The sequence below is a fragment of the Anabaena sp. UHCC 0399 genome (assembly GCF_034931465.1).
Lineage (GTDB): Bacteria > Cyanobacteriota > Cyanobacteriia > Cyanobacteriales > Nostocaceae > Trichormus > Trichormus minutissimus.
The window spans coordinates 19,367-43,728 of sequence record NZ_JAYGGZ010000037.1 but is presented as its reverse complement, the minus strand read 5'-3'; the positions used below and the strand labels follow the sequence as shown (position 1 = coordinate 43,728).

Below are 24,362 nucleotides of genomic sequence, written 5' to 3'. Positions count from 1 at the left end.
TATACTTAAGTAAGTCGGGGAGAAAAATCCAATGTAAGTAAAACAGGGTAAATAATTAAAGGTTTGTAGTAAGAACTTTAGTTCTCTCTGCGTTCTCTACGTTCCCTGCGGGACGCTCCGCGAACAAAAAAGGACTAAAGTCCTTACTACGAACTCAATCCTAGTTTTTTCACATTACTTAACATAGTTTGGTTTTTTCAAGTCGTTCTACTAAATATGAAGAAATGTAAATAGTCGGTAGGGTGTGTTATACCCTAGGCTAGCGCACCTTGAATTCTTGACAATGCGTTGCGCTTAGTCTTAGAGCTTTGAATTGGTATTACTATAGTTATCTAGAGTGAACTGATTATATGGCATATAGTGATTTTACTTTAGAAAAAATTAAACAAAAATTTCAAATAAACACTATTGAAGGTGTGGGAATATTTGCCGATTCACCAGATATAGAATCTAGTCAATTATTAAAAGAGATCCTAGAATATAATGTACCTATTGCTATCGCTAGTAATAGTGAAAAAGCTCGGTCAGAAATGATTATTTCACCGATTTTACTAGATTTGCGACGGCAATTAAACAACCAAATAAACTTGTTTTCTGGTGTGGAATTCAATGTTGATGCCACACAAGGTTTAAATGGAATTTGTGATTTTATCATTACGCGATCGCCAGAAAGATTAATTATCACTGCACCAGTAATTATTATTGTGGAAGCCAAAAAGGAAAATATCACGGCTGGTTTAGGACAATGTATAGCAGAAATGCTAGCAGCAAAAATTTTTAACGAGCGCACTGGTAATGAAAATTTTACAATTTATGGAACTGTCACAACTGGCAGTATTTGGCAATTTCTCAAATTAGAAGGAGAAGTTATCTATATTGATTTAAGTGAATATTATCTTAAAGATGTTAATAAAATTTTGGGAATCTTAGCCAGTGGTTTACGTTAAAATTTTCCCAAAAAATTGCCCCCTGGGTTCAGGAGGCGCATCACCTTATAGAGACGTACTCTACATTTAACTAGCAACGTATTCTTTGACATTAGCTCGACGGCGACGGAGATGAGCTAAGGCTTGATGCTCTAATTGGCGGACTCTTTCACGACTAAGGTTTAATCGCTCGCCGACTTTTGCTAGAGACAGTTCGTTACCATCCTCTAAACCGAAGCGTAGTGCTACCACTTCTCGCTGTTGGGGTGTGAGTTCGGCTAACAAGGTGTTCAAGTCTTGGCGTAAGAACTCTTGGGTGGTGTAATACTCTGGTGATGGGCCGTCATCTTCGAGCATTTCTTGCAGTTCTGTATCCTGGTTGTCACCCACGCGTATATCTAAAGAAACTGGTTGACGCGCCATGTTCAGATACTCACGAATCTGAACAGGTTCTAGTTCTAGTTCTTTGGCGATTTCCGCCGGACTTGGCGATCGCCCCAAAGTCTGTGCTAGTTCGCGCTGTACTTTTTTAATTTTGTTCAGTTTCTCGGTAATATGGATGGGTAGGCGAATTGTCCGACCTTGTTGAGCGATCGCACGGGTAATTGCTTGGCGAATCCACCAGTAAGCGTAGGTGGAGAATTTATAGCCCCGCATGGGGTCAAATTTCTCTACGCCTCGCTCTAATCCTAAAGTTCCCTCTTGGATTAAATCCAGAAACTCCATGTTCCGTTTCTGGTATTTTTTGGCGATCGCTACTACTAAACGCAGGTTCGCTTCAATCATCTTTTGCTTGGCGCGTTTACCTTGAGCTACGGTCTGTTTCACCTCGGTTTCCGATTGGTGAACATGATCAGCCCACTCTGGTAAACTGGGTTCGCGTTCTAACTTCTTCGCTAAGGCTTCTTTCGCGTCTAGAAGTGTCATCATTTGCTGCACCTGCTTCCCGTAAACAATCTCTTGCTCACGGGTGAGCAGGGGAACTCTACCAATTTCTCGCAGATAGGTTCGCACCATATCAGCCGTGAATTTGGCGTTCAGGTCTTCATTATGGGTGTTAACAGTAGGCATTGGTGCGTTGTCCTCTACTCCCTAAACACAATCAATCTTGAGTAACTAAATCTGACAGTGGAAATTAGTCAGATATCACAGAACATGACGCGCTACCAAAACTTTCACATTGCGGATGTCCATTTTTCAGAAGGCGCGTCCTTGAGATATGTTCCCCTAGCTTCCCTACATTTTTGAATCTCTGACAAGCAATCTGGGTTGTTTTCAAGAATTCTTTCTTTAGTTGCTAGTGGCAACTGTTCAATCCGAAGTCAGTATGAGTTCTACTTATCTCATAGTAGAATAAATCAGGCATATAGTAAAGTAGCCCGAAGACGGATATATATTATAATCCAAAATGGTTTGTTTGTTAAAAAAATTTACTTCCTTTCTTCAGCTAACTATATCTATAGTGACGTGGAAATCTCCTCTGCTGTTGCATGGAAGTAGGGAGATAACCGAACTGGGTAGGGCAAGATAATGGAGGGAAGTTACGAAGAGTAAAATTTAGGAATTAGCTATTGGGGATTTGTAGTTAATAGGTTCTTTGTGGGAACTGTTGAGTGTTGACTGTTGACTAGTCCTCTTACATAAATGCTGAAGCTGTCATGTTGAGCGAAGCGAAACATCTCATTTTCGGACTGTTGCAAGAGGTCTACTGTTGGCTGTTAACTGATAGAGAAAGGCTAATGCCCAATTTCCCTAGTGATTTTCAGAAACCTAAATCGGCTTTAGCTAGTTCAGCAGCTGCAAATACCTCTTCGTCTGGTTTTTCTTCCCAAGCGGTATCGCCAATTTCGGTGTAAAAGGTGGCATCGTAGGGACGGGTTCTTACTACCACAGGCATAGGAACGGCATGACCTAAGATTAAGGCTTGTTGCTTGGAGTCTAACTTTGCTAGCACAGACCTTAAACCACCAGCACCGGAAACACCTGTAAAGATTGCGTCGATGTCTTTCTCATCGTTGAGCAAAGCGGTGATGCGAGTGCCGATTTGGGACATGACTTCATTATCTATCCCAGAGGGTCTTTGATCAACTACTAGAAGTGTGACGAAATATTTTCGCAGTTCACGGGCGATTGTGCCGAAGATGGTACTTTGAACGATCGCTGGGTCAAGGAAGCGGTGAGCTTCTTCTATAGTAATCATTAATGGTGTGGGGCGATCGCAAGGATTTTTGCTTTGTAGGAATTTATCAGCCTTTTTGACGTAATGCTCATGAATCCGTCTGGTGATCATGTTAGTCACCAACATATATGAGAGCATATTCGACTGAGAACCAAATTCTACTACTACATTTTTCCCAGCTTCTAAGGATTGTAAGATTTTACTAATATAATTCTGGGGACAAACTGCCCGCATATATTTAAGTCCATCTAAACGCAATAATTTGCGCTGCAAGGCCATAATTGAGCCTTTGTGTCCTCGCTTCTCGTCACAGAACATCTCAATGTCTTCATTAGTCATGTTCAGCAGTTGGACAATCCAAGATTTGCCGAACTCACTATATAAGATGTTGGCATTATCTAAAGCTGCGTCCGATAAGCCTAAATCTCGACTACATAATTTCACATCTTCGACTTCGATTTGTTCATAACTCAGATAGAGTTCTTGGGAATCTCGCACCCCCCGACGCTTGCTAGATTCAGGATCAAGGGTGTAAACTTCGACTCTACCAGGGAAAAGCTGCTTGAGTCCCTTCACTGTGTTGACGTTTTTACCCTCGGCTACGGCTTCCCAGCCATATTCAGAGTGCATATCAAAAATCAAGCTGACTGCGGCATTTTTGCGAATAACACCGGCTAAGAGTAAGCGGGTGAGAAAAGATTTACCTGTACCAGATTTACCAAACACCCCATTACTACGCTCCACAAAGCGATTTAAATCGATACACACCGGGACATCCATATCTAGAGGTTTCCCAATGGAAAAGTTCCGCCTTTGGGGATCATCTTCCCAACCAAATACCCGCCGAAAATCATCTACGCTAGCTTCATACACTTGGCTAAAGTGGCTAGGGATAGTTTTCACGGGGAGTAACTCCATCGTGGTACTAGTTTGGGGTTGGAAGGAAGCCAAATTAGTAGAGGATGGGACAAAGGGGTTTACAGATTTACCATCTGTGGTGGAAAAAGACTCATGAGATTCAGGGGTGAACATCAACATGGGTGAGAGGTTAATCGTCCCGTATGTTCCGCTACCAGCTAACACGTCTCGTAAAAACGTGTCTTCCCAACTGGGGGGGCTAGCGATGATGCGGGCGTTAGCAGTACCCAATGCTACATCTGTCAGCATACAAAAAAAGCGCGATCGCATCCCCTGGACGACTAAAAATTTACCCACCCGCATATCCTCAACGGAGATATCGGGGTGTAATCGCACTTCTAAACCCCCAGTCAAAGAACCTTGGATTACTGAACCTAATGGTTGTGGCAAATTTTCATTAGTCATTGGGAATTGGGAATTGGGTATGAGTTAATAGCCATTAGTCCCCCCCTGTCACCTGTCACCTATCACCTGTCACCTATTCCCCCTACTCCCTCATCTACTCAATCTGAATAGAAGTCGGTGCAGAACCAGTGGGAGGAACACCGATTAATGGTTTGCGAAATTGGGTGTAGATGCGATCGCGCCAAGCAAAAAACGCTGCATAATCAGGGTTGTCTGCTATAGATGGTACACCTTTACCTCGAATGGTGACGGGTAAATCTAGGTAAGCTCCTTCAGGGAACTTTAATAGTATAGATAAACCTGCGACTGCTAAATCAGCTAGGGTGGGTTCATCTCCAGTTAAGTAGGGACTATCAACTAACAATAGGTTGACTGCTTCTAGGTCTTGTTTTAAATCTGCGATCGCAGATTTGATCACCTCTGGCGTATATCCTACACCAAACCCCAACATAGTCATAAAATCACCAGGGACACCTTCCACTAAAGTTTTGAGGATATCTGGTGTGGAGGTTGGTAATAAAGACTTACGAAAATTCTGGTCTTGACTGATAGCCGAAAATAGTGCTTTCCTACCCTTGATACCAATTGACTCATCAGCCCATTCTTCTATTAATAAAGTTAAACCCCGTTTTTTGGGGTCTTGTGGTATTAGAGGACGATCTGGATATTCTAAGTCTAAATACTTAGCTATTGCTGTAGAATCAGCAATATATCTACTACCATCCTTTAATACTGGTAGTTGCTTTTGCCCAGTCAACCGAAATAGTTCTACCTGACCAATTCCAGGTGTCACCTCAATTTTGCGGTATTCCAAACCTTTATAGTCTAGAATTAGCCGCACTTTTTCCGAGTATTGAGAGAGTTCCCACTGGTATAATTCCAACATTTTATATACCTTGTAACTAATGAGTTTATGAACTTTCTAATTGTATCTTTAGTTCTAGTAAATTTCCTGAGTAAATAATTAATTATTACCTAATTTATTTGCTCGAAAAATTGTTTTTTTGTCATCTTTTATAGTTTTTGCTATCTTAGTAGAACTGATTTTTCGTATCGATGATCATCGCAATTTCTACAGCTATTCCGTAAAATAGCACACATGAATTAGATTTGCTATAATGTGCGGACAGCAGTAAATATTAGCATTTTAGTATTTAATTTAACTGATCATTGATCTAGTTGAAAAATTCTTGCAATTAGTCTGAACCTGCTTTAAAGCTACATTCAAAGCTGAAGAATCATATTTTTACCCAAAAATCTTACTGCCGTGGTTAGATTTTGTTGGTAGTAAGATGTTATAAATCTTTAATGTAAACGCTGTAAAATTAGAACAAACAAAATTTATGAAGCTCAACTACAGCAAATTGCTGACTAATTTTGCTAGTGTAGTAAGTCTAGCAGGTGTTAGTTTCCTGATCAGCTTACCATCGGGCGCAAAAGAGGTATTAAATCCCAATCCTACTATTCTCCAAGAAGCTCGCTATAACCGGAGTCAATCTACCCCTGATAATGTGATAGAACTCACAAAGGGTAATGACAAACAACAGATAGCACAAGCCCCAGGGAATGGCAGACTAAATCCTAGACCCAGCATATTTAACGAGCCTCCTTATAATCGCGGTAGTCGCACCACACCGACTGAAGTAGCACCACCCCCAGCGACAACACCCACCGCACCTGAGACACCAGCCGCAGGAACAACTGAAACTCAAGGCAAAACTTTGTTAGCATTGGCGGAGTCTTCTCCCTCTTTTACAGTATTAACCAAAGCCATCAAAGCTGCTGGACTCAGCGAAGTTCTGCAAGGCAAAGATAACTTAACAGTGTTTGCACCTACTGATGCTGCATTTGCGAAATTACCACAAGACGCTGTACAAGAGTTATTCAAACCAGAAAACAAAGAAGTATTAGTCAAGATTTTGACTTACCATGTTGTTGCTGGTAATGTTTTATCAACTGATTTAAAATCAGGTGAAGTTAAAAGTGTTGAAGGCGGTGCGATTAATGTCAAAGTTGATCCTAACACTGGTGTTACCGTCAATGATGCCAAAGTGAGCCAGGCAGATATTAAAGCGAGCAATGGTGTAATCCATGCCATTGACGAAGTAATTTTACCCCCCGATTTGTAGGCTGAGTTTAAAGCTAGAATAACTAGCCTACCTGCAATCAAGTTTTAAATAGTGAAAGCCTCATTCAAGTTTTAGCTTTATTTTGAATGAGGCTTTTATCTAGTTTGTAGTAAGGACTTTAGTCCTTCTTAAATTCTTCCAGAATAAGGGCTAAAGCCCTTACTACAAACTTTGAATTATTTCTTCGCAATTACCCACACCGCATGAATAATTCCAGGAAAATAACCCAACAATGTCAACAGGATATTAATCCAGAAGTCTTTACCTATCCCTACTTGTAAAAAAACTCCCAGAGGTGGGAAGAAAATCGCGCATAAAATCCGCACTAAATCCATGTCAACCTCCTTGTGAGATTACGGCTGCTCTTGATATAACTACTCTAGAATTGGCTCTGATTCCTGAATTTTAACTTTTGACCTCCGCGTAGCTGCACTAGCCACCGCTAATTTTAGCTTTATAGCCTAGCTTAATCAAAATTTCCAAAATTTTCTGTTTATGGTCGCCTTGCAGTTCTATTTCATTATCTTTAACTGTGCCACCCGTGCCGCATTGAGTTTTTAAGGTTTTGACTAAATCTGCCAAGATTTCTGGCTTGGTTTGGAAACCAGTAATGACTGTAACCGTTTTACCCTTCCGTCCAGAACGAGTGGCTTGCACTCTCAGATTTTGTTGTTTTGGCGGTAATTCTGGAGTTGCTCTTTCTGTGGCGGCGGGGTTGTCGTTACCAAATTCGCGGTAGGTATAACGCTTGTCGGCAGAGTTGGAATTGGAAGAAGACATAAAATTTTGATGGAGAAAGACTTTAGAGGCAATATCAAGCTGTACTAGGAATCAAATTCTAGACTAACATCACAAAACCAAGCGATGCCTACGGCGTTAGTATATTCTCTCTGATTCAGACTTTACTTATAATAATTAGGCTATCCCATCACAATATAATTTCCGTGACTACCACTCCCCTTTCTCCAAGTTCTCCCTCTACTAATCTAGTTCCCGATACACAAGGACGTTTTGGACGCTTTGGCGGAAAGTACGTCCCGGAAACCTTAATGCCTGCTTTAGCTGAATTAGAAGTAGCTTATCAGCAATACCGCCATGATTCCGGTTTTCAAGCAGAACTACAACAACTGCTTAAAGACTATGTAGGACGCGCCACACCGTTATATTTTGCGGAACGCCTGACTGCTCATTATGCCCGTCCAGATGGCACAGGGGCGCAAATTTACTTAAAACGTGAAGACTTAAATCATACAGGCGCACACAAAATTAATAATGCTCTTGGTCAGGTATTACTGGCAAAGCGCATGGGTAAGCAACGCATCATTGCTGAAACAGGCGCAGGGCAACATGGTGTTGCTACTGCCACAGTTTGCGCTCGCTTTGGGTTGTCATGTGTAATTTATATGGGCGTTCACGATATGGAACGCCAATCTTTAAATGTATTTAGAATGCGGCTGATGGGGGCAGAAGTTCGCCCAGTGGCAGCAGGTACAGGTACTCTCAAGGATGCTACCTCTGAGGCTATCCGGGATTGGGTGACAAATGTGGAAACAACACATTACATTCTAGGTTCAGTAGCTGGCCCCCATCCATACCCCATGATGGTACGTGATTTTCATGCCATCATCGGTGAAGAAACTCGCGCTCAAGCTGTAGAAAAGTGGGGCGGTTTACCGGATATTCTTATGGCTTGTGTAGGTGGTGGGTCTAATGCGATGGGACTATTCCACGAGTTTGTGCGTGAGACATCTGTGAGGTTGATAGGGGTAGAAGCGGCTGGAGAAGGTGTCAATACAGAAAAACACGCTGCTACCTTGACAAAAGGACGAGTAGGTGTATTACATGGGGCAATGAGTTACCTGTTGCAAGATGAAGATGGACAAGTAACTGAGGCTCACTCAATTAGTGCAGGGTTAGATTATCCTGGTGTTGGCCCAGAACACAGCTATTTGAAGGATCTTGGTCGCGCTGAATACTACAGTGTGACTGATGCAGAAGCTTTAGAAGCATTCCAAAGATTATCTAAGCTGGAGGGAATTATACCAGCCCTGGAAACATCCCATGCGATCGCCTATTTAGAAACTTTGTGTCCCCAACTAAGCGGTAGTCCCCGAATTATCATTAACTGCTCTGGACGCGGTGACAAGGATGTACAAACCGTAGCTAAATTTCTTAATCCTGCATAAATAGGGATTGGGGACTGGGGACTGGGGATTGGGGACTGGGAAAGAATTTTTTCCCTGCACCCCTATATCTATATATCCCTATTGAATTGCTTCTATATCTACCGCAGAACATTGCAAGGCATTATCACACGTATAAACTAGCAATGAACCATCGGGGCGGAGTTGAAACAAAAAATTATCGGCGTTATACTCGGCTGGAGTCCTTGTCCCGGCGACAACGGGACTATATCCTAATAATACTAATCCTCTGGATGAAGATTTAAGTTCCATTGTTTGATCAACGGCTACAGTTCTACGTCGTTGGGGATGAAAATATCGGGTTCTCATCGCTCCCAAATAGCCGTCCATCCTCAGAATACTTTCATAAACAATGCCATCAACACTGTAGGTAAGTTTCCATGTTCCATAAAGGGGAGAACTTGCTTCTGTTAGTTGAGCAATGGTAAATGAGGAAGGCTGTGGAGTTATTGGAGAATTAGCATTTACTGGCTTCATCCCAGAAAATCCCATTCCTACGATTAACACTCCCATTGCTATAGTTTGTTTAAAATTCATATCTGGCTTTTCTCCAAATTAGTGTTTAGATTACTGGCAAAAAATTACATGAGAATTTACGCTCTGGATGAAGTCAGACTTTTTTCAACTTCATCCAGAGGTTAATACAACTTGAATTCTGCCTTATCGCATGATTATTAATATTTTTTAATAACTTCTCAGAGAGAAATAATATTGTTTTTAGTCACAGCTAAATTCACATTTTATCCAGTGGATTATTTCGTGTTTAATAAATAATCAGAGCTAAAAAGACTAACAAATTTATTTGTTCATAATGCATAAAACTATACTAATGTAAATCTAATTATTAAATATTTATATAGTTAATGAAAAAAAATGAATTTCATTAACTGTTTTAGAGCTTTTTTAGAGTTAAAAATTAGGTTGATGAGCTACTTTTTTGCCCAAAGGTAACAAGTTCATTTTTAAGAATGATTATTTTAATATATAGAAACATTTACTATCAACTAATAATCCAATTTAGGCATTTGTAAACCTATTTATTTGAGCTTGATTGAGAACCAGTAATATCAGAGTAAATTCATATTGGGCAAGTATGAGTATTAGCGATCGCCTACCCATTTATGAAAAACTATGAATTTAAAAGTTATCAGAGAATATTCGTAGTTAGGTCACTATAACCAAAGATATATGACCACAGAGGGAAGTTGTTCAATTTATAACAGTCTGGTTAGATGGTTGCAACAACTACATGGCTTGAAAAATGCTTCGGACAACAATTTATAGTCTTGCTCTAGGAAGTTTCGTTCTCGCCAGTGGAGCGAGTGCTGTTTCTTTACAAACTCAATCTGTAAATCAATCTGTTCAGCCAAATTCTTCAACCATCAACTACGATTTAGCACAATATTTTCCAGGACAATACAATCGTCGTCCTAGAACATTTAATCGTCCTGTACAATCTTTTCCCCAAAGACCATATAATCCTGGACAATCGAATCCCGGCTCTTTCGGTGGACAATCGAATCCCGGCTCTTCCGGTGAACAATCAAATCCCGGTTCTTCCAGTGGACAATCAAATCCCGGTTCTTCCAGTGGACAATCAAATCCCGGCTCTTCCGGTGGACAATCAAACTCTAATGCTGCTTCTATAGAACAGTCAGTTTTCGACCAAATTAACCAATACAGAGCTTCCCTAAATCTACCAGCACTCACACGTAATTCTGCTATTGATGAGCAAGCTAGAGGTCATAGCCAGAATATGGCTAGTGGTCAAGTTCCATTTAGCCATCAGGGTGCTGAACAGCGATTTAAAGCAAGTGGTGTTGCTTACAAATCAGCTAATGAAAATGTGGCTTACAACCAAGACAGAGACCCCGCTACGAGTGCTGTGCAAAGTTGGCTAAAAAGCTCAGGACACCTTGCTAACATCAAAAGCAATACGAATGTGACTGGTATTGGTGTTGCAGTTAACGGCCGAGGCGTAGTTTATCTGACCCAAATTTTCATGCGTGCTTAAAAGGGACTGGGGACAAATCAATTCAAAATTCAAAATTCAAAATTAAATAACTGGGGATTGGGGATTGGGGACTAATCAACTCAAAAGCCAAAAGATTATTTCTTATATCCCCTGCTCCCCTACTTCCCGATGAATCTCCAAAAGTATCCTGTTCTATATTCTAAAGATGAGAAGTTAGAGTATAGGTCTTATAGTCTGTACACAAAGTAATTTCGCATGTCCCGACAAACTGCTTTTGGCATCGCTTTAAGTACGCTTGTCCTTGCGGGAGGGTTGCTTGTTCCCCCCATCGCAGGCCATACGTCTACACAAGCACCTACTGAGGATCAACCGTTGTCGATTGTTTCTAGTCAGGTTGCTAGCTCTACGGCGTTTCAAACTACTGCTTTAGAAAAATCAGTGTTTGAACAGATTAATCGATATCGGGTAGCTAGGAGGTTGCCAAAGCTAACTCTCAATGCCAATATTACTCGCCAAGCCAGAATTCACAGTCGAAACATGGCTAGAGGAAAAGCCGCATTTAGTCATAACGGGTTTGAGGAGCGAGTTTATGCTATTCCTCTTCGCTACAATAGTGCTGCCGAAAATCTTGCTTTTAATCGGGGATATAGTGATCCGGCTAATCAAGCGGTGATTGGTTGGTTAGAAAGTCCTGGACATTTGAAGAATATCCGAGGTAATTACAACCTTACAGGAATTGGTGTCGCGGCTAATCAGAAAGGTGAGGTTTATCTTACACAAATTTTTCTGCGTACTCGCTAGATGGCATTGTGGTTTTTTTGCACAATAATAATGTATGTCTAACTGCATATATTATTAAGTGATTCATGACATTACAAGACTTTCAAGTAAGCGATCGCGATCTGAGTGATGCGGCTGTGTCCCAATATTTACAGTCTGAAGTGCTGGCTGTTGATACCGAAACTATGGGATTATTACCGCAGCGCGATCGCTTGTGTCTAATTCAGTTGTGTAACCCCCAAGGCCAAGTAACAGCTATTCGCATCGCCAAAGGACAAACAGCAGCTCCCAATTTAAAGAAACTGCTAGAAGCTACAAATGTCCTGAAATTATTTCACTTTGCGCGTTTCGATGTCGCTACCCTACGGTATTATTTAGACATTCATGTTCAGCCAATTTTCTGCACCAAGATTGCTAGTAAGTTAGCTCGCACTTACACCAATCGTCACGGACTCAAGGATGTAGTGCAAGAGTTAGAAGGTGTAGAACTCGATAAAAGCTCTCAAAGTTCCGATTGGGGTAACGCCAGTAATTTGTCTGAAGCACAACTGAATTACGCCGCCAATGATGTCCGCTATTTGATTGGTGTGCAACAGAAGTTAACCCCTATGCTCAAACGCGAAGAACGTTGGGAACTTGCTCAACAATGTTTTCAAGTTCTCCCTACAATCGTTGCTTTGGATTTATTACAATTCAAAGATTTGTTTGAGCATTAAAGAAGCAGCCATAATTCAAATGATAATTCGTAACTCGTAATTAATCTGAGCAATTACGAATTACGAATTACGAATTACGAATTAATTTCTACACGTCCTTTTCTTGCGTCTCCATATGATTTTTCATGCGATCAACGACATTATAATCATCTGCACCTGCGGGGGTTTGTGATTCAATAATGCCTTCTGTGGGGCCACCGATAGCCTTCCACGCAGCTAGACCACCTTTAAGTTCTGATACATGGCTAAACCCAGCAGAACGAAGCATTCTGGCTGCTTCTGTGGTTTGTTCTTCGGTTGCACCGTAGATATAAATATCACGGTTTTTGTCTAAAGCTGGTACGGCGCGATCTACCAGTTGATCTATTGGCATGGGCATTGCACCCATGATATGACCTTCATTATATATAGAGCGATCGCGTACATCTAAGATTGTAAACGCTGGTTCACCCCATTCTAGACGAGACTTAACTACATGAGCATCAGATTGTGCTGCTATAGGTGGTTGTGGGGGAATAACACCGCTTAGTAAATTGCTATTCATAACTTAACTATTACTTGCTTACTGCATTATGTGCAATTTAACTAATGATCGTGAATTAAGTTCTCTGGCTTTGGTATGAATAACGGCGAATACTGGAGGTAGATTTAGTAGCACAGCAGATTTTTGTTAGGTTTTAGTGTCTGCGATCGCTAAAAATAATTCATCCTCAATCTGCTGTTTTAATTCCTGGTTAATGCTCACACTTCTCTCAAGACAATCGGTGATTAATTTATTAGCATTGAAATATGCTTGCAATAATTTTATTTCTTGGTTATTCAAATCCCAATCATAACCGATATTACGATATTTAATAAAATTTCGTCTGACCGCTTGTTCCCAAAATATGCTATTTTTCTGCCACCAAAAATAGAATTTTTCTGAGTTGCTTTCTGTACAAGGTAATTGCTTTTTGAGCTTTTGTAGTTCTTGTTTAAATTCAGCGTCCCCAACTAAGTCAATAGCTTCATCCAAAGTAAGGCTCAAAGCATGAGCATGGTTAAAATCATGAATGATATTGAGATGATTTTCTTCAGCCAATTTTAACTCATGCACACAATTGAGAATGCTAAACAGCAACTCATCCAGTGCCATTTCTGGGTTAAAAGCTAAATTCTCAATAAAATTCCATTGTATTCTGTAATTTGCAGTGATACCAAAAGTGTAACCATAAATAAAATAAAAAGCGCGAACAGCAGCCGTGTTATTTTTAATAGATGTAGAATTAGTTTTTTGGTTTAACCAAATGAGATATTGGCGTATTTTGTGATCATTTACTACAAGTGTATCAACCTGATTTTTCATTAACTTGATAGTTTCATCAACACTTGATAGCATATTCAGAGTTAGCAAAAAGACATTATACCAACGCTCTTCAGTGATATGGTATATTAATGATGTCAAATCCGTATCTTGGTACTTTTCAACAAGGTTTCTCGCAGTTAGATATTCCAATAATCCTAAATTAGAAAAAGAGTATATTCCCCTGGCTCTCTCCACCAATAAACCATCTTGAAATAATAGACCTTCTAGCACTGATTTGTGATCTAGATACATTTGTGATTTATCGAGAGCAAGATTGGCTATAGTCGGTAAATGTTCAGCTATCAACTTCTGAAGTTTTTCCTGCTCAAAAAAATAATCCCCTGCGATAAAAGTGACAGCAGCAATTTGAGCAAGTAGCTTTTTTTTAGAATTTAAGCTCAAATTAGCGTAAAAACCATCTCGTTTAATACCTCTTATTTCATCCCACCTCACCAATAAAGTATTCATTACTTGCTCATACAACTTAGCTGGATTAGGTGGTAATTGTCCTTTAACTTGAAATAATAAACAGATGAGATGTAGCAATAGAGGTACTCGCGCTAACTCTCGAATGCGCTGGTTTTCTGGCAAGTTAAGGTGCTGGATGAATAAACTACTAGTAGCCTCAGCTTTACTAATAGACTGATTAGCCACCGCGACAAACCAGTTTTTGACAAAAATTTCTATTTGTTGGGCATTAAAATCTGCTAATTCTACCTCATTAAAGCCGGGAAATCTATATTTATGAGCAGCAATGCGGCAGCTAATAACAAACTTATTTTTATAATAAATCTGGCTAAATTTGCGAATTTCTCTAATCACATTATCTGTATGCTCTAGCGGTACTTCATCTAGTCCATCAAGTAAAATGAGTACCCTGCCTTTATTTAGTACAGTTAAAGCGGTTTCCTCATCAATTCCACAGGAGTAAAATACTTGGCTAATGTATTTCTCAATGTTGAATTCCTGTTCATATTGTGCATCTTCCGCAAATTCCTTTAACCTGATAAATACTGGAACATGGTGAGGTTGAAATTTACCTTGATTGCACGCGATCGCTAAATGCTGCAAAAATGTTGTTTTACCTGACCCAGATTTACCTAATACCATCAACTTTGAGTACCGTAATCCGGCTTCCAACCCTGGTAATGTTTTCCGATGGTTGCTTTGTCCCAGTTGGTAAAAATTAGACTCCAAGGGTGAGTCTTGCAAAAGATCAGAAATCTCCCGCCATTGCTGACTGGTGATTTCTTCCAAAACACTGACATGGGTATAAATTTCATCTAATGGTATCGCCCGTGCAATATCTAACATTTGGAGAGTATTGCACTGATCTTGGATTTTGTCCTGGCACTTTTGCCGCAATTCCTGCACTAAAGTATTGAAGTCAAAATTATTAGGCTGTAGTTGCAGAGTGCCTTTAGATACCCAATCTTCATGTAAACTAGCCACCTGTTGCCAAGACAGTCCCAACTGTCGGCAAATTTGCACAAAACAACTACGAGAAACTGGTTCACCCGCAAAAAACTTGGAAACTGGTTGGCGCGTGATTCCTAAAGCGGTTGCTAATTTTTGCTGACTCAAGGTTTTATCAGTTAAAGCTGTTTTTGCAGCTTTAATACCTTCTGATGAAGCTTTTAGTCCTCGGCTTGTCATACTCCCAGAAAAATATATTATTAAATGGTAAAAGACGTAATTTTTTATACGTAGATGCCATCTGGACAATAACTCGTATATACCCGGAGAAGGAGTCTTCATCGGGTTATTTCGAGTAGGGTATGTTAGGTAGATTGCGTAGGTGATTTCTTCATGGCTGTAATTTTTCAGCCACTCACCAGCAGTTAGAGAATGATTAATCGGTAGAGAAACACACTTAGGAACACACTAAAAGTCAAAATTTCTCTTAACTGTGAAGATTCACGATTATAGCATCCAAGAATCAAAACATACCAAGCTTATACGAAACTCATACATTTGGTACGCAATACGATAGCTGAACTTTTCAGAAATTTAATGGAAAATTAAGTGTAGCCCCGTAGTACAAAGGCAATGTATAGCAACAAATGCCTGTAAGTCTACGTAATTGCAGAAATAGGAGGGAATAAATACCCCCTCATGAGGAGCAAATGGAGCATCAAAAACCTCCAGGGTAGCTTCTCTTCAGGAGCTTTACAGACAGCAAAATTAATTGCCAAATCAACATTAGGCTAGAACATTATGGTGATGCTGACCGCTTCAAATCCTAAAATTCTTGTTGTAGACGACGACTTTGGTGTTCGCAACCTTATATATCGCTTTTTAAGCCGTAAATATCAAATTGAGTCGGCGGCTGATGGTAAATCAGCTCTAGCGTTATTTGATCAATTTGACCCTGCTTTAGTAATTCTCGATTGGAATCTCCCAGATACTAGTGGTTACAATCTGTGTCAAGAAATGCAGAGTCGGAATAATGTTTTAGTGATGATTCTGACTGGGAGGACAGAAGAAACAGATAAGATTAGAATTATGGCTGCTGGTGCTGATGATTTTATTACTAAACCGTTTAGTCTAGCTGAAATAGAACTCAGAGTGCAAGCTCTCTTAAGACGTATCCGCTCTATTAAACAATCTCCTTCACAGCGTCTGATTTTCAAACAGCTAGCAATTAATCCAGATGGTAGAGAAGTCACCCTGAATGATAAACCTCTCAATTTAACGGCGTTAGAGTTTAATATTCTACATTTTCTGGCAAGCCATCCCGGTCAAGCTTGGAGTCGTCCCCAACTCATCCAAAAAATCTGGGGTTGCGACTATGTAGGAGATGGACGGGTAGTTGATGTACACATCGGTCAGCTACGTAAAAAATTAGAAACTGATACTAGTGTCCCCGAGTTTATTAAAACTGTTCGCGGCTACGGTTACAAGTTTGAAATCCCAGAATAAAAGACAATTTTGATATCCAAACATTAAATTGCATACAGACAGTGTTGCTAATATCAAGCGGATTGCTACACTTTATTTACATTTTTGGTTTTGATAGTTGCAATAACTTTGCAAATGAATACTCAAGTCGGTTACAAGTAATTATATTGAGGCTTGCGTATAGAGATTGGTGTTAGTTTTGGGTACTAATCCCAACAATCTCAGGGAATATGGTGTCTACCAAAGCCTCAAATAAAAGCTCTGTTGGTTTTGAATTATTGTCCCAGCATCAGTTTCTACTCAGTCAAGATGTACTGAATTTATCGGATATTTTCCCTAAAGGTAAAACTTGGGATAAGCATAGAGTCAATGCTGAACAGGTTTCTAGTTACTACGCTACAGCCGAAGAAGATTTCTTCAATGAGTATGCTTGGCGGGTAAAGAGGTGTTCAGAGTTGCTAGAGTTCCAATTATTACCAGAAGATTCGGAAAATAGTCTTAAATTAAAGCTGTTGCATACTCGATTTTGTCGGGTTCGTCACTGTCCGGTTTGTCAGTGGCGGCGATCGCTCATGTGGAAAGCAAAAGCCTATAAAATTCTTCCAGAGGTTGTTGCAGATTATCCCAAGCATCGATGGTTGTTCATAACTTTAACTGTGAAGAATTGCCAAATTACCGAACTCCGAACCACCTTGGATGAGATAAACAAAGCTTTTAAGCGATTGACTGAATTAAAAGCATGGCCGGCGAAAGGTTGGGTAAAATCTATTGAAGTGACCAAAGGTAGAGACGGAGCATCAGCACACCCACATTTACATATTTTGGCAATTGTGCAGCCATCGTATTTTAGTCATGGCTACTTGTCTCAAGCCAAATGGGCGACATTATGGCAACAGTGCTTACGCATTGATTATCAGCCAGTAATTCATATTAGCGCGATCGCCAAACATCATGACCCCACAGTGCTGATTCCCGAAATACTCAAGTATCAGGTGAAAGAATCGGACTTAATAGCTGATAGGAAATGGTTTCTAGAGTTAACCCGCCAATTGCATAAAACCAGAGCGATCGCTGTTGGGGGTATACTCAGACGTTATATGCGCGAGTTAGAAGAAAATAATCAAGACCTCATTGACACAGATGAAGAGATGGATGAGGTTAATCATGGAAGATTGACTTTCCAATGGGATCGAAAATTACATAAGTACAAGATAGAGGGATAACTGAGGTTATTGACAATACTCATAATCGGGAATATACGGTGGTTTCAGTCATCTAAAGAATGTAAAAGCAGACTATTCATTTTTATCTTTATTGGCATCATGTTGATTTGAAGTAACCCAACCAACATAGCCACCAAGACAGACTTGAACAATATCAGCAAATACTGGACGATAATCTTTATCCACAACCGCTAAACCCAATGAGCCACCGACCAATAAAGTTGTACTAATGACAAAACCCAATTCTTTAATTTTTTGAGACATTTGAATTTACCAAGTTAGAGTTATTCACAAAAAGTTCGCACAGCGACAAAGAAAAATCTCACTAGCCGAAAAGTATATGAATAAGTGTAACTCTCACTTATTCATATACTTTGTTTCTTATTCTTTGTTTCTTAATTACATAGTGAGAATACTAAATATATATTCTGCTTTCTCGATCATTTTAGGCGTTAGCCTACCCAACCAATATTTAGGGAAAAAACAGAAAATGCCAGTCAACCAAAGATATGGATGACTGGAAATGCAAAGATATAAATTACCTTCGCTTGAAACTAAAAAATAGCTTCGATATTCAGTTAATAAAATACTAGAACAATGTTTAATATGTAAATCATGCCAGTATTATTCAGCTACTAACCTTTGAGTAACCAACTCAGCCGCTAACTCAATTGCAGCTTTCATACTAGTAGCATCAGCAATTCCCTGACCTGCGATATCAAATGCTGTTCCGTGGTCGGGGGAAGTGCGAACAAAGGGTAAACCAATGGAAGTATTTACAGCACGGTCAAACGCCATCAGCTTGACGGGAATTAAACCTTGGTCATGATAAAGTGCCAAATAAGCATCGGCGGGATTTTGTCCTGGAGAATTACCATACCAAGCTTGACCAGGCTTAACCCACATTGTATCGGGGGGAATCGGCCCTTCTATCTGAAAATTGGGGCGTTTTTGCCGTTCTGACTCCAACCAAGGAATTAACCAATCCTGTTCTTCAGTTCCCAATTGTCCCTGTTCGCCACTGTGGGGATTTAAACCTGCGATCGCAATTCTCCCACTAGTTATGCCAAAATCTTGCTCTAAACACTCCACCAATAAATCTAATTTTGTGGTTAACAACTCTTGTGTCAGGGTATTTGCTACTTGTGACAAGGGGATATGAGTAGTAGCTAATAAAGTGCGGAGTGTCCAACCAGTATAAGGCGATCGCGCTACAAATAACATCCCAAATCTTGCAACAGCAGCTTTTTCAGCTAACAGTTCCGTTTGTCCTGGGTAATTATACCCTGCGGATTTCCACGCTGATTTGGCAATGGGGGCTGTAACAATACCATCAAAGTTACCAGCTAGAGTTTGTGCGATCGCATATTCCATATAAGCAAAACTCGCCGCACCACTGGCTGCATTCCCCGCCCCTAGAATAATTTTGCCCTCAATTTGTGTATCTAAAGGCACATCAATAACATTTAATTCATCAGGACTTGCCAAAGGTGCTAACTTCTCAATCGCTGTTAGTTTTTTATATATCTGTACCAACAAATCTCGATTACCGATCACAGTTAAATCGCAGTTTTGACCAACTCCCGGATCTGCCAAAGCTTTTAAAATCACCTCCGGGCCAATTCCGGCTGGATCTCCCAAGGTTATAGCTAATCGTAACCGTTTTTCATATGGTAAATTTACCCCTTGAGTTTGATTAATTTGATACATATTTTTACTAATAAACCAAGTTGCTAGGTTAAAAACTTTTACCCCAATCCCCAGCCCTCAGACCCTATGTTAGAGATTGTCCATCAAACTAGTTTAGAATTATTTACATAGGTCTAATCCTACCTTAGCCGTTACAAAGCTTCTGGGAGACATAGTTTATCTGAGTCTACCTAAGTCGTAAGATTAGCAAAGATTTAGATTTGAGTCATCAAGTCTAATCTGTTGAAACAACTCAAAAATAAGAATCTACAGATCCACCATTCGCAAAGGAGAATACATTAATGAGCGGCGAAATGTTCAACGCAGCTATCTTGTCTTTCGGTCTAATCTTCGTGGGTTGGGCTTTGGGTGCTTTATTGCTGAAAATACAAGGTTCAGAAGAATAATCCCCCTAGAGGACTGTTGGCGAGATACAAAAAGCTTTACTGTCCCCAGAAAAATAGCGTGTCCGTCAACCGGACAACGCTGTTTTGTCTAATCTGTACGTATGAATGACGTTTTCCTTAAAAAGAAGTAAACTTTTGTTTACAGATATAATTCTGTTAAGATTCTTTTCATAAAAGTTTAAAATTTGTTAATACCCTCATGACCTTATTAATAGTCGGTGCTACAGGCACTTTAGGAAGACAAGTGGCTCGTCGGGCGATCGATGAGGGATATAAAGTCCGTTGTTTGGTTCGCAGTGCTAAAAGGGCTGCTTTTTTAAAAGAATGGGGTGCAGAACTTGTAAAAGGAGATTTGTGTCGCCCCGAAACCCTCACAGGCGCATTAGAAGGGGTTACAGCAGTTATTGATGCTGCTACCTCCCGTGCTACAGATTCACTGACTATTAAACAGGTAGACTGGCAAGGTCAGGTAGCCTTAATCCAAGCGGCAAAGGCTGCGGGTGTAGAGCGTTTTATATTCTTTTCTATTCTTGATGCCGATCAGTACCCAGAAGTCCCACTTATGGAGATTAAGCGGTGTACTGAACTATTTTTAGCCGAGTCTGGAATAAATTACACAATCTTACGATTAGCTGGCTTCATGCAAGGGTTAATCAGCCAGTATGGCATACCTATTTTAGAAGGGCAACCTGTTTGGGTAACTGGCAATTCTTCACCGGTTGCTTATATGGACACTCAAGATATCGCCAAGTTTGCGGTGCGTGCCTTGAGTGTAGCAGAAACCGAAAAACAAACTTTCCCGGTGGTAGGAACTCGTGCTTGGAGTGCAGAGGAAATTATCAATCTGTGTGAACGCTTGTCTGGCAAAGAAGCCAAAGTCAGGCGAATGCCAATCAATCTGCTGCGTACCGTGCGCCGAATTGCACGCTTTTTTCAGTGGGGATTAAATGTAGCGGATAGATTAGCGTTTACAGAAGTCTTGGCAAGTGGTAAGGCTTTAAATGCGCCAATGGATGAAGTGTATACAGTATTTGGGTTAGAACAAGAACAGACAACTACTTTAGAAGGCTACCTCCAAGAGTATTTCAACCGTATTATGAAAAAGCTCAAGGAGCTAGACTACGAAAAAACTAAAAAGCAGAAATCTAAAAAGACTCCGTTAAAAAAAGTCAATAGTCAATAGTTATTCGGAATTGGGAATTGGGAATTGGGAATTGGGAATTGGAAATTGTACTTCTAGGTCGTTCGCAGTAGCGTCGCGCAGTGAAGAAATTATGCTTCTTGCTTCCTGTTCCCCTCTACCCCCTATCACCTGTCACCTGTGATCCAAAATGTGTAAGGGCTACCGAAAATTTGGGTCTAAAGCCCCGTCCACTTCGGCAAGCTCAGTGCATCGCTTCTAGGACGGCTTTTTGGTATAATTGAATTGTCTCAGGTAGAATATCCGCCGATACAGGACGACTCAAACGAGTGCAACACGACGGGTCGGGAAATAATAAAGACAACTCGGTGGCGAATACGAGTATAAAAATAGCTAGCGAAATCAACAAAGTAGCACCAACCAGAAAAAAAGTATTTTTGTTCATAAACGTATCGTGGGGCGCACGAAAACGCTAGGCTTAGTATCCTAGTAAATCTCTGGAGATGTAGCCCTCTGGGGTCAACTAAGTTAAGCTCGTTAATTGGTTCTGTTGAACGGTTAATTGGTTTAAGCACTGCCAGCAATGGATAGTTGATTTTAAGGCGTGTCGATGAAAGAGAAAGCCTAAAAAGTGATTTTTAGAATCACTGCACTTTTAGTGCGGTGAGAACGTCAAATAAGAAAAAGCATCGCCTATTATTTGGATATTTGAGTGTGCCGAAAGCAGGCATTATCTACAATGACGTTAAACCGGTAGCCGTTCGTGTGGCTACCGAACTGAAAGACAAGCTAACCGCAGCCGGTTGGGATGTATGTATTACATCAAGTATCGGTGGCATATTGGGCTATTCTAATCCTGAAAGTCCTGTATGCCATACCCCTATTGATGGTCTGACACCCCCTGGATTTGAGTCAGAAATGAAGTTTGCCATAGTCCTAGGGGGGGATGGCACTGTGTTAGCAGCGTCCCGTCAGGTCGCTCCTTGCAGTGTTCCCATTTTAGCGGTGAATACTGGTCACATGGGCTTCTTAACGGAAACATACCTGAATCAATTGCCCCAAGCAATAGAACAGGTAATGGCCGGTGAGTATGAAGTTGAAGAACGCGCCATGCTCACTGTTAAAGTCCTACGAGGGGAGTCTGTGCTTTGGGAAGCCCTGTGTTTAAATGAGATGGTGTTGCATCGAGAACCATTAACCTCGATGTGTCATTTTGAAATTGCAGTGGGTCGCCATGCACCAGTTGATATTGCTGCTGATGGGGTAATTGTTTCTACACCAACGGGTTCTACAGCTTATTCTTTAAGTGCGGGTGGCCCTGTTGTTGCACCTGGTGTACCTGTATTGCAGTTAGTACCTATTTGTCCCCACTCTTTGGCTTCTAGGGCTTTAGTGTTTCCTGACACAGAACCAGTTAATATCTATCCAGTCAATATTCCTCGCTTAGTTATGGTAGTGGATGGTAATGGCGGCTGCTACATTTTCCCAGAGGATCGAGTATATTTGGAGCGATCGCACTACACCGTCAAATTCATCCGCCTACAACCACCTGAATTTTTCCGCATACTACGGGAAAAATTAGGTTGGGGTTTACCTCATATTGCCAAACCTGCTTCGGTAGAATTACCTTAGTCATGGGGCATTGGGCATTGGCTATATGATCTGCATTCTCTTCCCCTATACCCCTAAAATCCCCAAAGGTTATGACACCTGCTCACAGTCCTTGTGTTTTGATCATTGAAACGGATGATAGCCTAGCCAATCAGCTATCGTTTGATTTGCAAGAGGCTGGCTATGAACCTGTGTTGGCTAATGATGCAGCCAGTGGTTTGCAGTATTATCACGATCGCCAACCTGCTTTAGTGGTTCTTGACCGAATGCTTGCGGGTGAATCAGGACTTGCACTGTGTAAAAATCTCAGAAATGCTGGAATGCGATCGCCAGTGCTGATTCTCATGGCCAGGGATACAGTTGATGACCGGGTAGCTTGTCTAGAAGCTGGTGCTGATGATTACATCCTCAAACCCTATCGCCCAGAAGACTTTTTAAAGTTAATTCGTCTGTACCTCAAACCTGATATTGATACTACAGAACAGTTGCGTTTTGGGGATATGGTTTTAGACTTAGCTACCCGCCGTGCGATTTACAACGGGCGAATTGTTGATCTCACCATGAAGGAATTTGAACTTTTAAAGTTTCTGATGGAACATCCCCGTGAAGTCTTAACCCGTGAGCAAATTTTAGAAAATGTTTGGGGTTATGACTTTATGGGTGAGTCTAACGTCATAGAAGTTTACATTCGCTACTTACGGTTAAAAATCGAAGATGAAGGTCAAAAACGCCTCATTCAAACAGTGCGCGGTGTAGGTTATGTACTTCGAGAATCTTAAATAGTGCTGAGTGCTGAGTAATGAGTAATGAGGAGTGGTGAGTGCTGAGTGCTGAGTGCTGAGTGGTGAATGCGTTAGCGGTAGCAAGGCGTTTAGCCGATGCTGAGTGTCTTTAATTTTGAATTTTGTAGGCGCAAGACTTGCCGTAGGCTATTTTGAATTCTGAATTATAAAGCATGGGCTATTTGTGAGAAATTTCTGTAAAATCGAAATCTAAATTAGCAAATTAAAAATTGTATGATGCGTTGGTTAACTTTTATTCCGATGCTGCTGAGTATTTTTTTGATGGGGTGTTCTGTGCAGTCAACAGCTAAACCTCCTGAAAAAACTGCTCAAGCACCAGTATCATCGGGGCAAACATTACCCATTTCTGCCAAGGCAATCGTTCCTAATGGTACAACGATTCAGTTGGAAGTGGCGCAGACACCTGAACAGCAATCACTCGGACTGATGTATCGCCCAGCTTTACCAGACAATCGAGGAATGCTATTTCAATTTTCCTCTGCGCAACCGGTGAGCTTTTGGATGAAAAATGTACCTGTGGCTCTGGATATGGTCTTTTTACAAAATGGTGTAGTTAAGTATATTAAAACTTCTGCCCCGCCTTGCACTAGTGAACCTTGTCCTACCTATGGCCCGAATGTACCTATTGATAAAGTCATTGAATTGCGATCGGGACGGGCGAAAGAATTAAATCTTCAGGAAGGTGATAGTATCAAAATTGAGTTTTTAGATACGCGAGGTTTACCGTAATTAACCTTGGTACGGCTTATTTCACAGGTCTAGAGCAAATGGGCATTCATAAGTTTTACGTAAAAAATATATCAAGTATACGTAAAACAACAAATTTTGAGGTTACTATTTAATATAATCTCAAAAATAGTTAATTCTACGATTTATCAGGTAAAATCACAAACTAACGAATTAGATAGCTGAAAATCTTACTTTTGGCATAAGTGTAATCAGTCGTCAATAAGGCAGTATTAGCTATGGAATCTTGATTACTAGATGTGTAGTCAAAAAGCATTGTAGTA

At 40.6% G+C, this 24,362-nt stretch carries 24 protein-coding genes; 13 read left to right on the top strand and 11 right to left on the bottom strand.

What is annotated here, in order from left to right; genetic code table 11:
* The first annotated feature begins 350 nt into the window (after positions 1–350).
* Positions 351–947: a hypothetical protein gene (locus VB693_RS19260; protein WP_323267645.1), complete on the top strand. Its 597-nt coding sequence runs from the start codon at positions 351–353 to the stop codon at positions 945–947.
* Positions 948–1,013: 66 nt separating this feature from the next.
* On the opposite strand, the gene VB693_RS19255 is transcribed toward VB693_RS19260, so the two are convergent.
* The 3 genes from VB693_RS19255 to VB693_RS19245 form a co-directional block, all read right to left on the bottom strand.
* Positions 1,014–1,997, bottom strand: coding sequence for an RNA polymerase sigma factor, RpoD/SigA family (locus tag VB693_RS19255; RefSeq protein ID WP_323267644.1), 984 nt, complete (start codon positions 1,995–1,997; stop codon positions 1,014–1,016).
* A 691-nt stretch (positions 1,998–2,688) separates the two neighbouring features.
* A complete protein-coding gene (locus VB693_RS19250) occupies positions 2,689–4,428 on the bottom strand; it encodes an ATP-binding protein (protein ID WP_323267643.1) in 1,740 nt (579 codons plus the stop codon).
* 94 nt (positions 4,429–4,522) lie between these two features.
* Complete coding sequence (locus VB693_RS19245; protein ID WP_323267642.1) at positions 4,523–5,314, bottom strand: glutathione S-transferase family protein; 792 nt, start codon at positions 5,312–5,314, stop codon at positions 4,523–4,525.
* Positions 5,315–5,771: 457 nt separating this feature from the next.
* Here VB693_RS19245 and VB693_RS19240 point away from each other — a divergent pair, with 457 nt between their 5' ends.
* Complete coding sequence (locus VB693_RS19240) at positions 5,772–6,557, top strand: fasciclin domain-containing protein (protein ID WP_323267641.1); 786 nt, start codon at positions 5,772–5,774, stop codon at positions 6,555–6,557.
* A 176-nt stretch (positions 6,558–6,733) separates the two neighbouring features.
* On the opposite strand, the gene VB693_RS19235 is transcribed toward VB693_RS19240, so the two are convergent.
* Both VB693_RS19235 and VB693_RS19230 read right to left on the bottom strand, forming a co-directional pair.
* Positions 6,734–6,892: a YqaE/Pmp3 family membrane protein gene (locus tag VB693_RS19235; RefSeq protein ID WP_190701753.1), complete on the bottom strand. Its 159-nt coding sequence runs from the start codon at positions 6,890–6,892 to the stop codon at positions 6,734–6,736.
* A gap of 97 nt (positions 6,893–6,989) precedes the next feature.
* Positions 6,990–7,337: a translation initiation factor gene (locus tag VB693_RS19230; RefSeq protein WP_323267640.1), complete on the bottom strand. Its 348-nt coding sequence runs from the start codon at positions 7,335–7,337 to the stop codon at positions 6,990–6,992.
* A 164-nt stretch (positions 7,338–7,501) separates the two neighbouring features.
* Here VB693_RS19230 and trpB point away from each other — a divergent pair, with 164 nt between their 5' ends.
* Positions 7,502–8,743, top strand: a complete 1,242-nt coding sequence (trpB, locus tag VB693_RS19225; protein ID WP_323267639.1) for a tryptophan synthase subunit beta — start codon at positions 7,502–7,504, stop codon at positions 8,741–8,743.
* A 78-nt stretch (positions 8,744–8,821) separates the two neighbouring features.
* On the opposite strand, the gene VB693_RS19220 is transcribed toward trpB, so the two are convergent.
* A complete protein-coding gene (locus VB693_RS19220) occupies positions 8,822–9,298 on the bottom strand; it encodes a hypothetical protein (RefSeq protein WP_190701760.1) in 477 nt (158 codons plus the stop codon).
* 724 nt (positions 9,299–10,022) lie between these two features.
* Between VB693_RS19220 and VB693_RS19215 the strand changes: the two genes are divergently transcribed.
* The 3 genes from VB693_RS19215 (at position 10,023) to VB693_RS19205 (ending at position 12,232) form a co-directional block, all read left to right on the top strand.
* Positions 10,023–10,775, top strand: coding sequence for a CAP domain-containing protein (locus tag VB693_RS19215; RefSeq protein WP_323267638.1), 753 nt, complete (start codon positions 10,023–10,025; stop codon positions 10,773–10,775).
* A gap of 216 nt (positions 10,776–10,991) precedes the next feature.
* The gene (locus VB693_RS19210) at positions 10,992–11,537 is read left to right on the top strand and encodes a CAP domain-containing protein (protein WP_190701766.1); all 546 of its coding nucleotides are present in this window, start codon (positions 10,992–10,994) and stop codon (positions 11,535–11,537) included.
* Positions 11,538–11,602: 65 nt separating this feature from the next.
* A complete protein-coding gene (locus tag VB693_RS19205; protein ID WP_323267637.1) occupies positions 11,603–12,232 on the top strand; it encodes a ribonuclease H-like domain-containing protein in 630 nt (209 codons plus the stop codon).
* A gap of 88 nt (positions 12,233–12,320) precedes the next feature.
* On the opposite strand, the gene VB693_RS19200 is transcribed toward VB693_RS19205, so the two are convergent.
* Together VB693_RS19200 and VB693_RS19195 are read right to left on the bottom strand one after the other, a co-directional pair.
* A complete protein-coding gene (locus tag VB693_RS19200) occupies positions 12,321–12,776 on the bottom strand; it encodes a rhodanese-like domain-containing protein (RefSeq protein ID WP_323267636.1) in 456 nt (151 codons plus the stop codon).
* A 126-nt stretch (positions 12,777–12,902) separates the two neighbouring features.
* Entirely contained in the window at positions 12,903–15,233 is a 2,331-nt protein-coding gene (locus VB693_RS19195) for an NACHT domain-containing NTPase (protein ID WP_323267635.1), read from the bottom strand.
* A 561-nt stretch (positions 15,234–15,794) separates the two neighbouring features.
* Between VB693_RS19195 and VB693_RS19190 the strand changes: the two genes are divergently transcribed.
* Complete coding sequence (locus tag VB693_RS19190; protein WP_323267634.1) at positions 15,795–16,499, top strand: response regulator transcription factor; 705 nt, start codon at positions 15,795–15,797, stop codon at positions 16,497–16,499.
* Positions 16,500–16,708: 209 nt separating this feature from the next.
* Entirely contained in the window at positions 16,709–17,701 is a 993-nt protein-coding gene (locus VB693_RS19185) for a protein rep (RefSeq protein WP_323267633.1), read from the top strand.
* A gap of 72 nt (positions 17,702–17,773) precedes the next feature.
* Here VB693_RS19185 and VB693_RS19180 read toward each other — a convergent pair whose 3' ends face one another.
* Together VB693_RS19180 and pdxA are read right to left on the bottom strand one after the other, a co-directional pair.
* Complete coding sequence (locus VB693_RS19180; RefSeq protein ID WP_323267632.1) at positions 17,774–17,965, bottom strand: hypothetical protein; 192 nt, start codon at positions 17,963–17,965, stop codon at positions 17,774–17,776.
* Between the two features lie 360 nt (positions 17,966–18,325).
* Entirely contained in the window at positions 18,326–19,411 is a 1,086-nt protein-coding gene (gene pdxA / locus VB693_RS19175) for a 4-hydroxythreonine-4-phosphate dehydrogenase PdxA (RefSeq protein ID WP_323267631.1), read from the bottom strand.
* 281 nt (positions 19,412–19,692) lie between these two features.
* Between pdxA and VB693_RS19170 the strand changes: the two genes are divergently transcribed.
* Together VB693_RS19170 and VB693_RS19165 are read left to right on the top strand one after the other, a co-directional pair.
* Complete coding sequence (locus VB693_RS19170; RefSeq protein ID WP_190701790.1) at positions 19,693–19,797, top strand: PetM family cytochrome b6-f complex subunit 7; 105 nt, start codon at positions 19,693–19,695, stop codon at positions 19,795–19,797.
* 199 nt (positions 19,798–19,996) lie between these two features.
* A complete protein-coding gene (locus VB693_RS19165) occupies positions 19,997–20,980 on the top strand; it encodes an SDR family oxidoreductase (RefSeq protein WP_323267630.1) in 984 nt (327 codons plus the stop codon).
* A 202-nt stretch (positions 20,981–21,182) separates the two neighbouring features.
* On the opposite strand, the gene VB693_RS19160 is transcribed toward VB693_RS19165, so the two are convergent.
* Positions 21,183–21,383, bottom strand: a complete 201-nt coding sequence (locus VB693_RS19160) for a hypothetical protein (protein WP_323267629.1) — start codon at positions 21,381–21,383, stop codon at positions 21,183–21,185.
* 269 nt (positions 21,384–21,652) lie between these two features.
* Between VB693_RS19160 and VB693_RS19155 the strand changes: the two genes are divergently transcribed.
* From VB693_RS19155 to VB693_RS19145, 3 genes are all read left to right on the top strand, one after another.
* Entirely contained in the window at positions 21,653–22,570 is a 918-nt protein-coding gene (locus tag VB693_RS19155) for an NAD(+) kinase (protein WP_323267628.1), read from the top strand.
* A 71-nt stretch (positions 22,571–22,641) separates the two neighbouring features.
* On the top strand, positions 22,642–23,328 hold the full coding sequence (nblR, locus tag VB693_RS19150; protein WP_323267627.1) for a response regulator transcription factor NblR: 687 nt from the start codon (positions 22,642–22,644) through the stop codon (positions 23,326–23,328).
* A 237-nt stretch (positions 23,329–23,565) separates the two neighbouring features.
* On the top strand, positions 23,566–24,081 hold the full coding sequence (locus VB693_RS19145; RefSeq protein WP_190701806.1) for a DUF192 domain-containing protein: 516 nt from the start codon (positions 23,566–23,568) through the stop codon (positions 24,079–24,081).
* Positions 24,082–24,362 lie beyond the last annotated feature (281 nt).

Bases quoted from the DNA above. Each gene is read 5' to 3' on its own strand.
- VB693_RS19260 (WP_323267645.1), top strand. From the start codon at position 351: ATGGCATATAGTGATTTTACTTTAGAAAAAATTAAACAAAAATTTCAA.
- VB693_RS19255 (WP_323267644.1), bottom strand. From the start codon at position 1,997: ATGCCTACTGTTAACACCCATAATGAAGACCTGAACGCCAAATTCACG.
- VB693_RS19250 (WP_323267643.1), bottom strand. From the start codon at position 4,428: ATGACTAATGAAAATTTGCCACAACCATTAGGTTCAGTAATCCAAGGT.
- VB693_RS19245 (WP_323267642.1), bottom strand. From the start codon at position 5,314: ATGTTGGAATTATACCAGTGGGAACTCTCTCAATACTCGGAAAAAGTG.
- VB693_RS19240 (WP_323267641.1), top strand. From the start codon at position 5,772: ATGAAGCTCAACTACAGCAAATTGCTGACTAATTTTGCTAGTGTAGTA.
- VB693_RS19235 (WP_190701753.1), bottom strand. From the start codon at position 6,892: ATGGATTTAGTGCGGATTTTATGCGCGATTTTCTTCCCACCTCTGGGA.
- VB693_RS19230 (WP_323267640.1), bottom strand. From the start codon at position 7,337: ATGTCTTCTTCCAATTCCAACTCTGCCGACAAGCGTTATACCTACCGC.
- VB693_RS19220 (WP_190701760.1), bottom strand. From the start codon at position 9,298: ATGAATTTTAAACAAACTATAGCAATGGGAGTGTTAATCGTAGGAATG.
- VB693_RS19215 (WP_323267638.1), top strand. From the start codon at position 10,023: ATGCTTCGGACAACAATTTATAGTCTTGCTCTAGGAAGTTTCGTTCTC.
- VB693_RS19210 (WP_190701766.1), top strand. From the start codon at position 10,992: ATGTCCCGACAAACTGCTTTTGGCATCGCTTTAAGTACGCTTGTCCTT.
- VB693_RS19205 (WP_323267637.1), top strand. From the start codon at position 11,603: ATGACATTACAAGACTTTCAAGTAAGCGATCGCGATCTGAGTGATGCG.
- VB693_RS19200 (WP_323267636.1), bottom strand. From the start codon at position 12,776: ATGAATAGCAATTTACTAAGCGGTGTTATTCCCCCACAACCACCTATA.
- VB693_RS19195 (WP_323267635.1), bottom strand. From the start codon at position 15,233: ATGACAAGCCGAGGACTAAAAGCTTCATCAGAAGGTATTAAAGCTGCA.
- VB693_RS19190 (WP_323267634.1), top strand. From the start codon at position 15,795: ATGGTGATGCTGACCGCTTCAAATCCTAAAATTCTTGTTGTAGACGAC.
- VB693_RS19185 (WP_323267633.1), top strand. From the start codon at position 16,709: ATGGTGTCTACCAAAGCCTCAAATAAAAGCTCTGTTGGTTTTGAATTA.
- VB693_RS19180 (WP_323267632.1), bottom strand. From the start codon at position 17,965: ATGTCTCAAAAAATTAAAGAATTGGGTTTTGTCATTAGTACAACTTTA.
- pdxA (WP_323267631.1), bottom strand. From the start codon at position 19,411: ATGTATCAAATTAATCAAACTCAAGGGGTAAATTTACCATATGAAAAA.
- VB693_RS19170 (WP_190701790.1), top strand. From the start codon at position 19,693: ATGAGCGGCGAAATGTTCAACGCAGCTATCTTGTCTTTCGGTCTAATC.
- VB693_RS19165 (WP_323267630.1), top strand. From the start codon at position 19,997: ATGACCTTATTAATAGTCGGTGCTACAGGCACTTTAGGAAGACAAGTG.
- VB693_RS19160 (WP_323267629.1), bottom strand. From the start codon at position 21,383: ATGAACAAAAATACTTTTTTTCTGGTTGGTGCTACTTTGTTGATTTCG.
- nblR (WP_323267627.1), top strand. From the start codon at position 22,642: ATGACACCTGCTCACAGTCCTTGTGTTTTGATCATTGAAACGGATGAT.
- VB693_RS19145 (WP_190701806.1), top strand. From the start codon at position 23,566: ATGATGCGTTGGTTAACTTTTATTCCGATGCTGCTGAGTATTTTTTTG.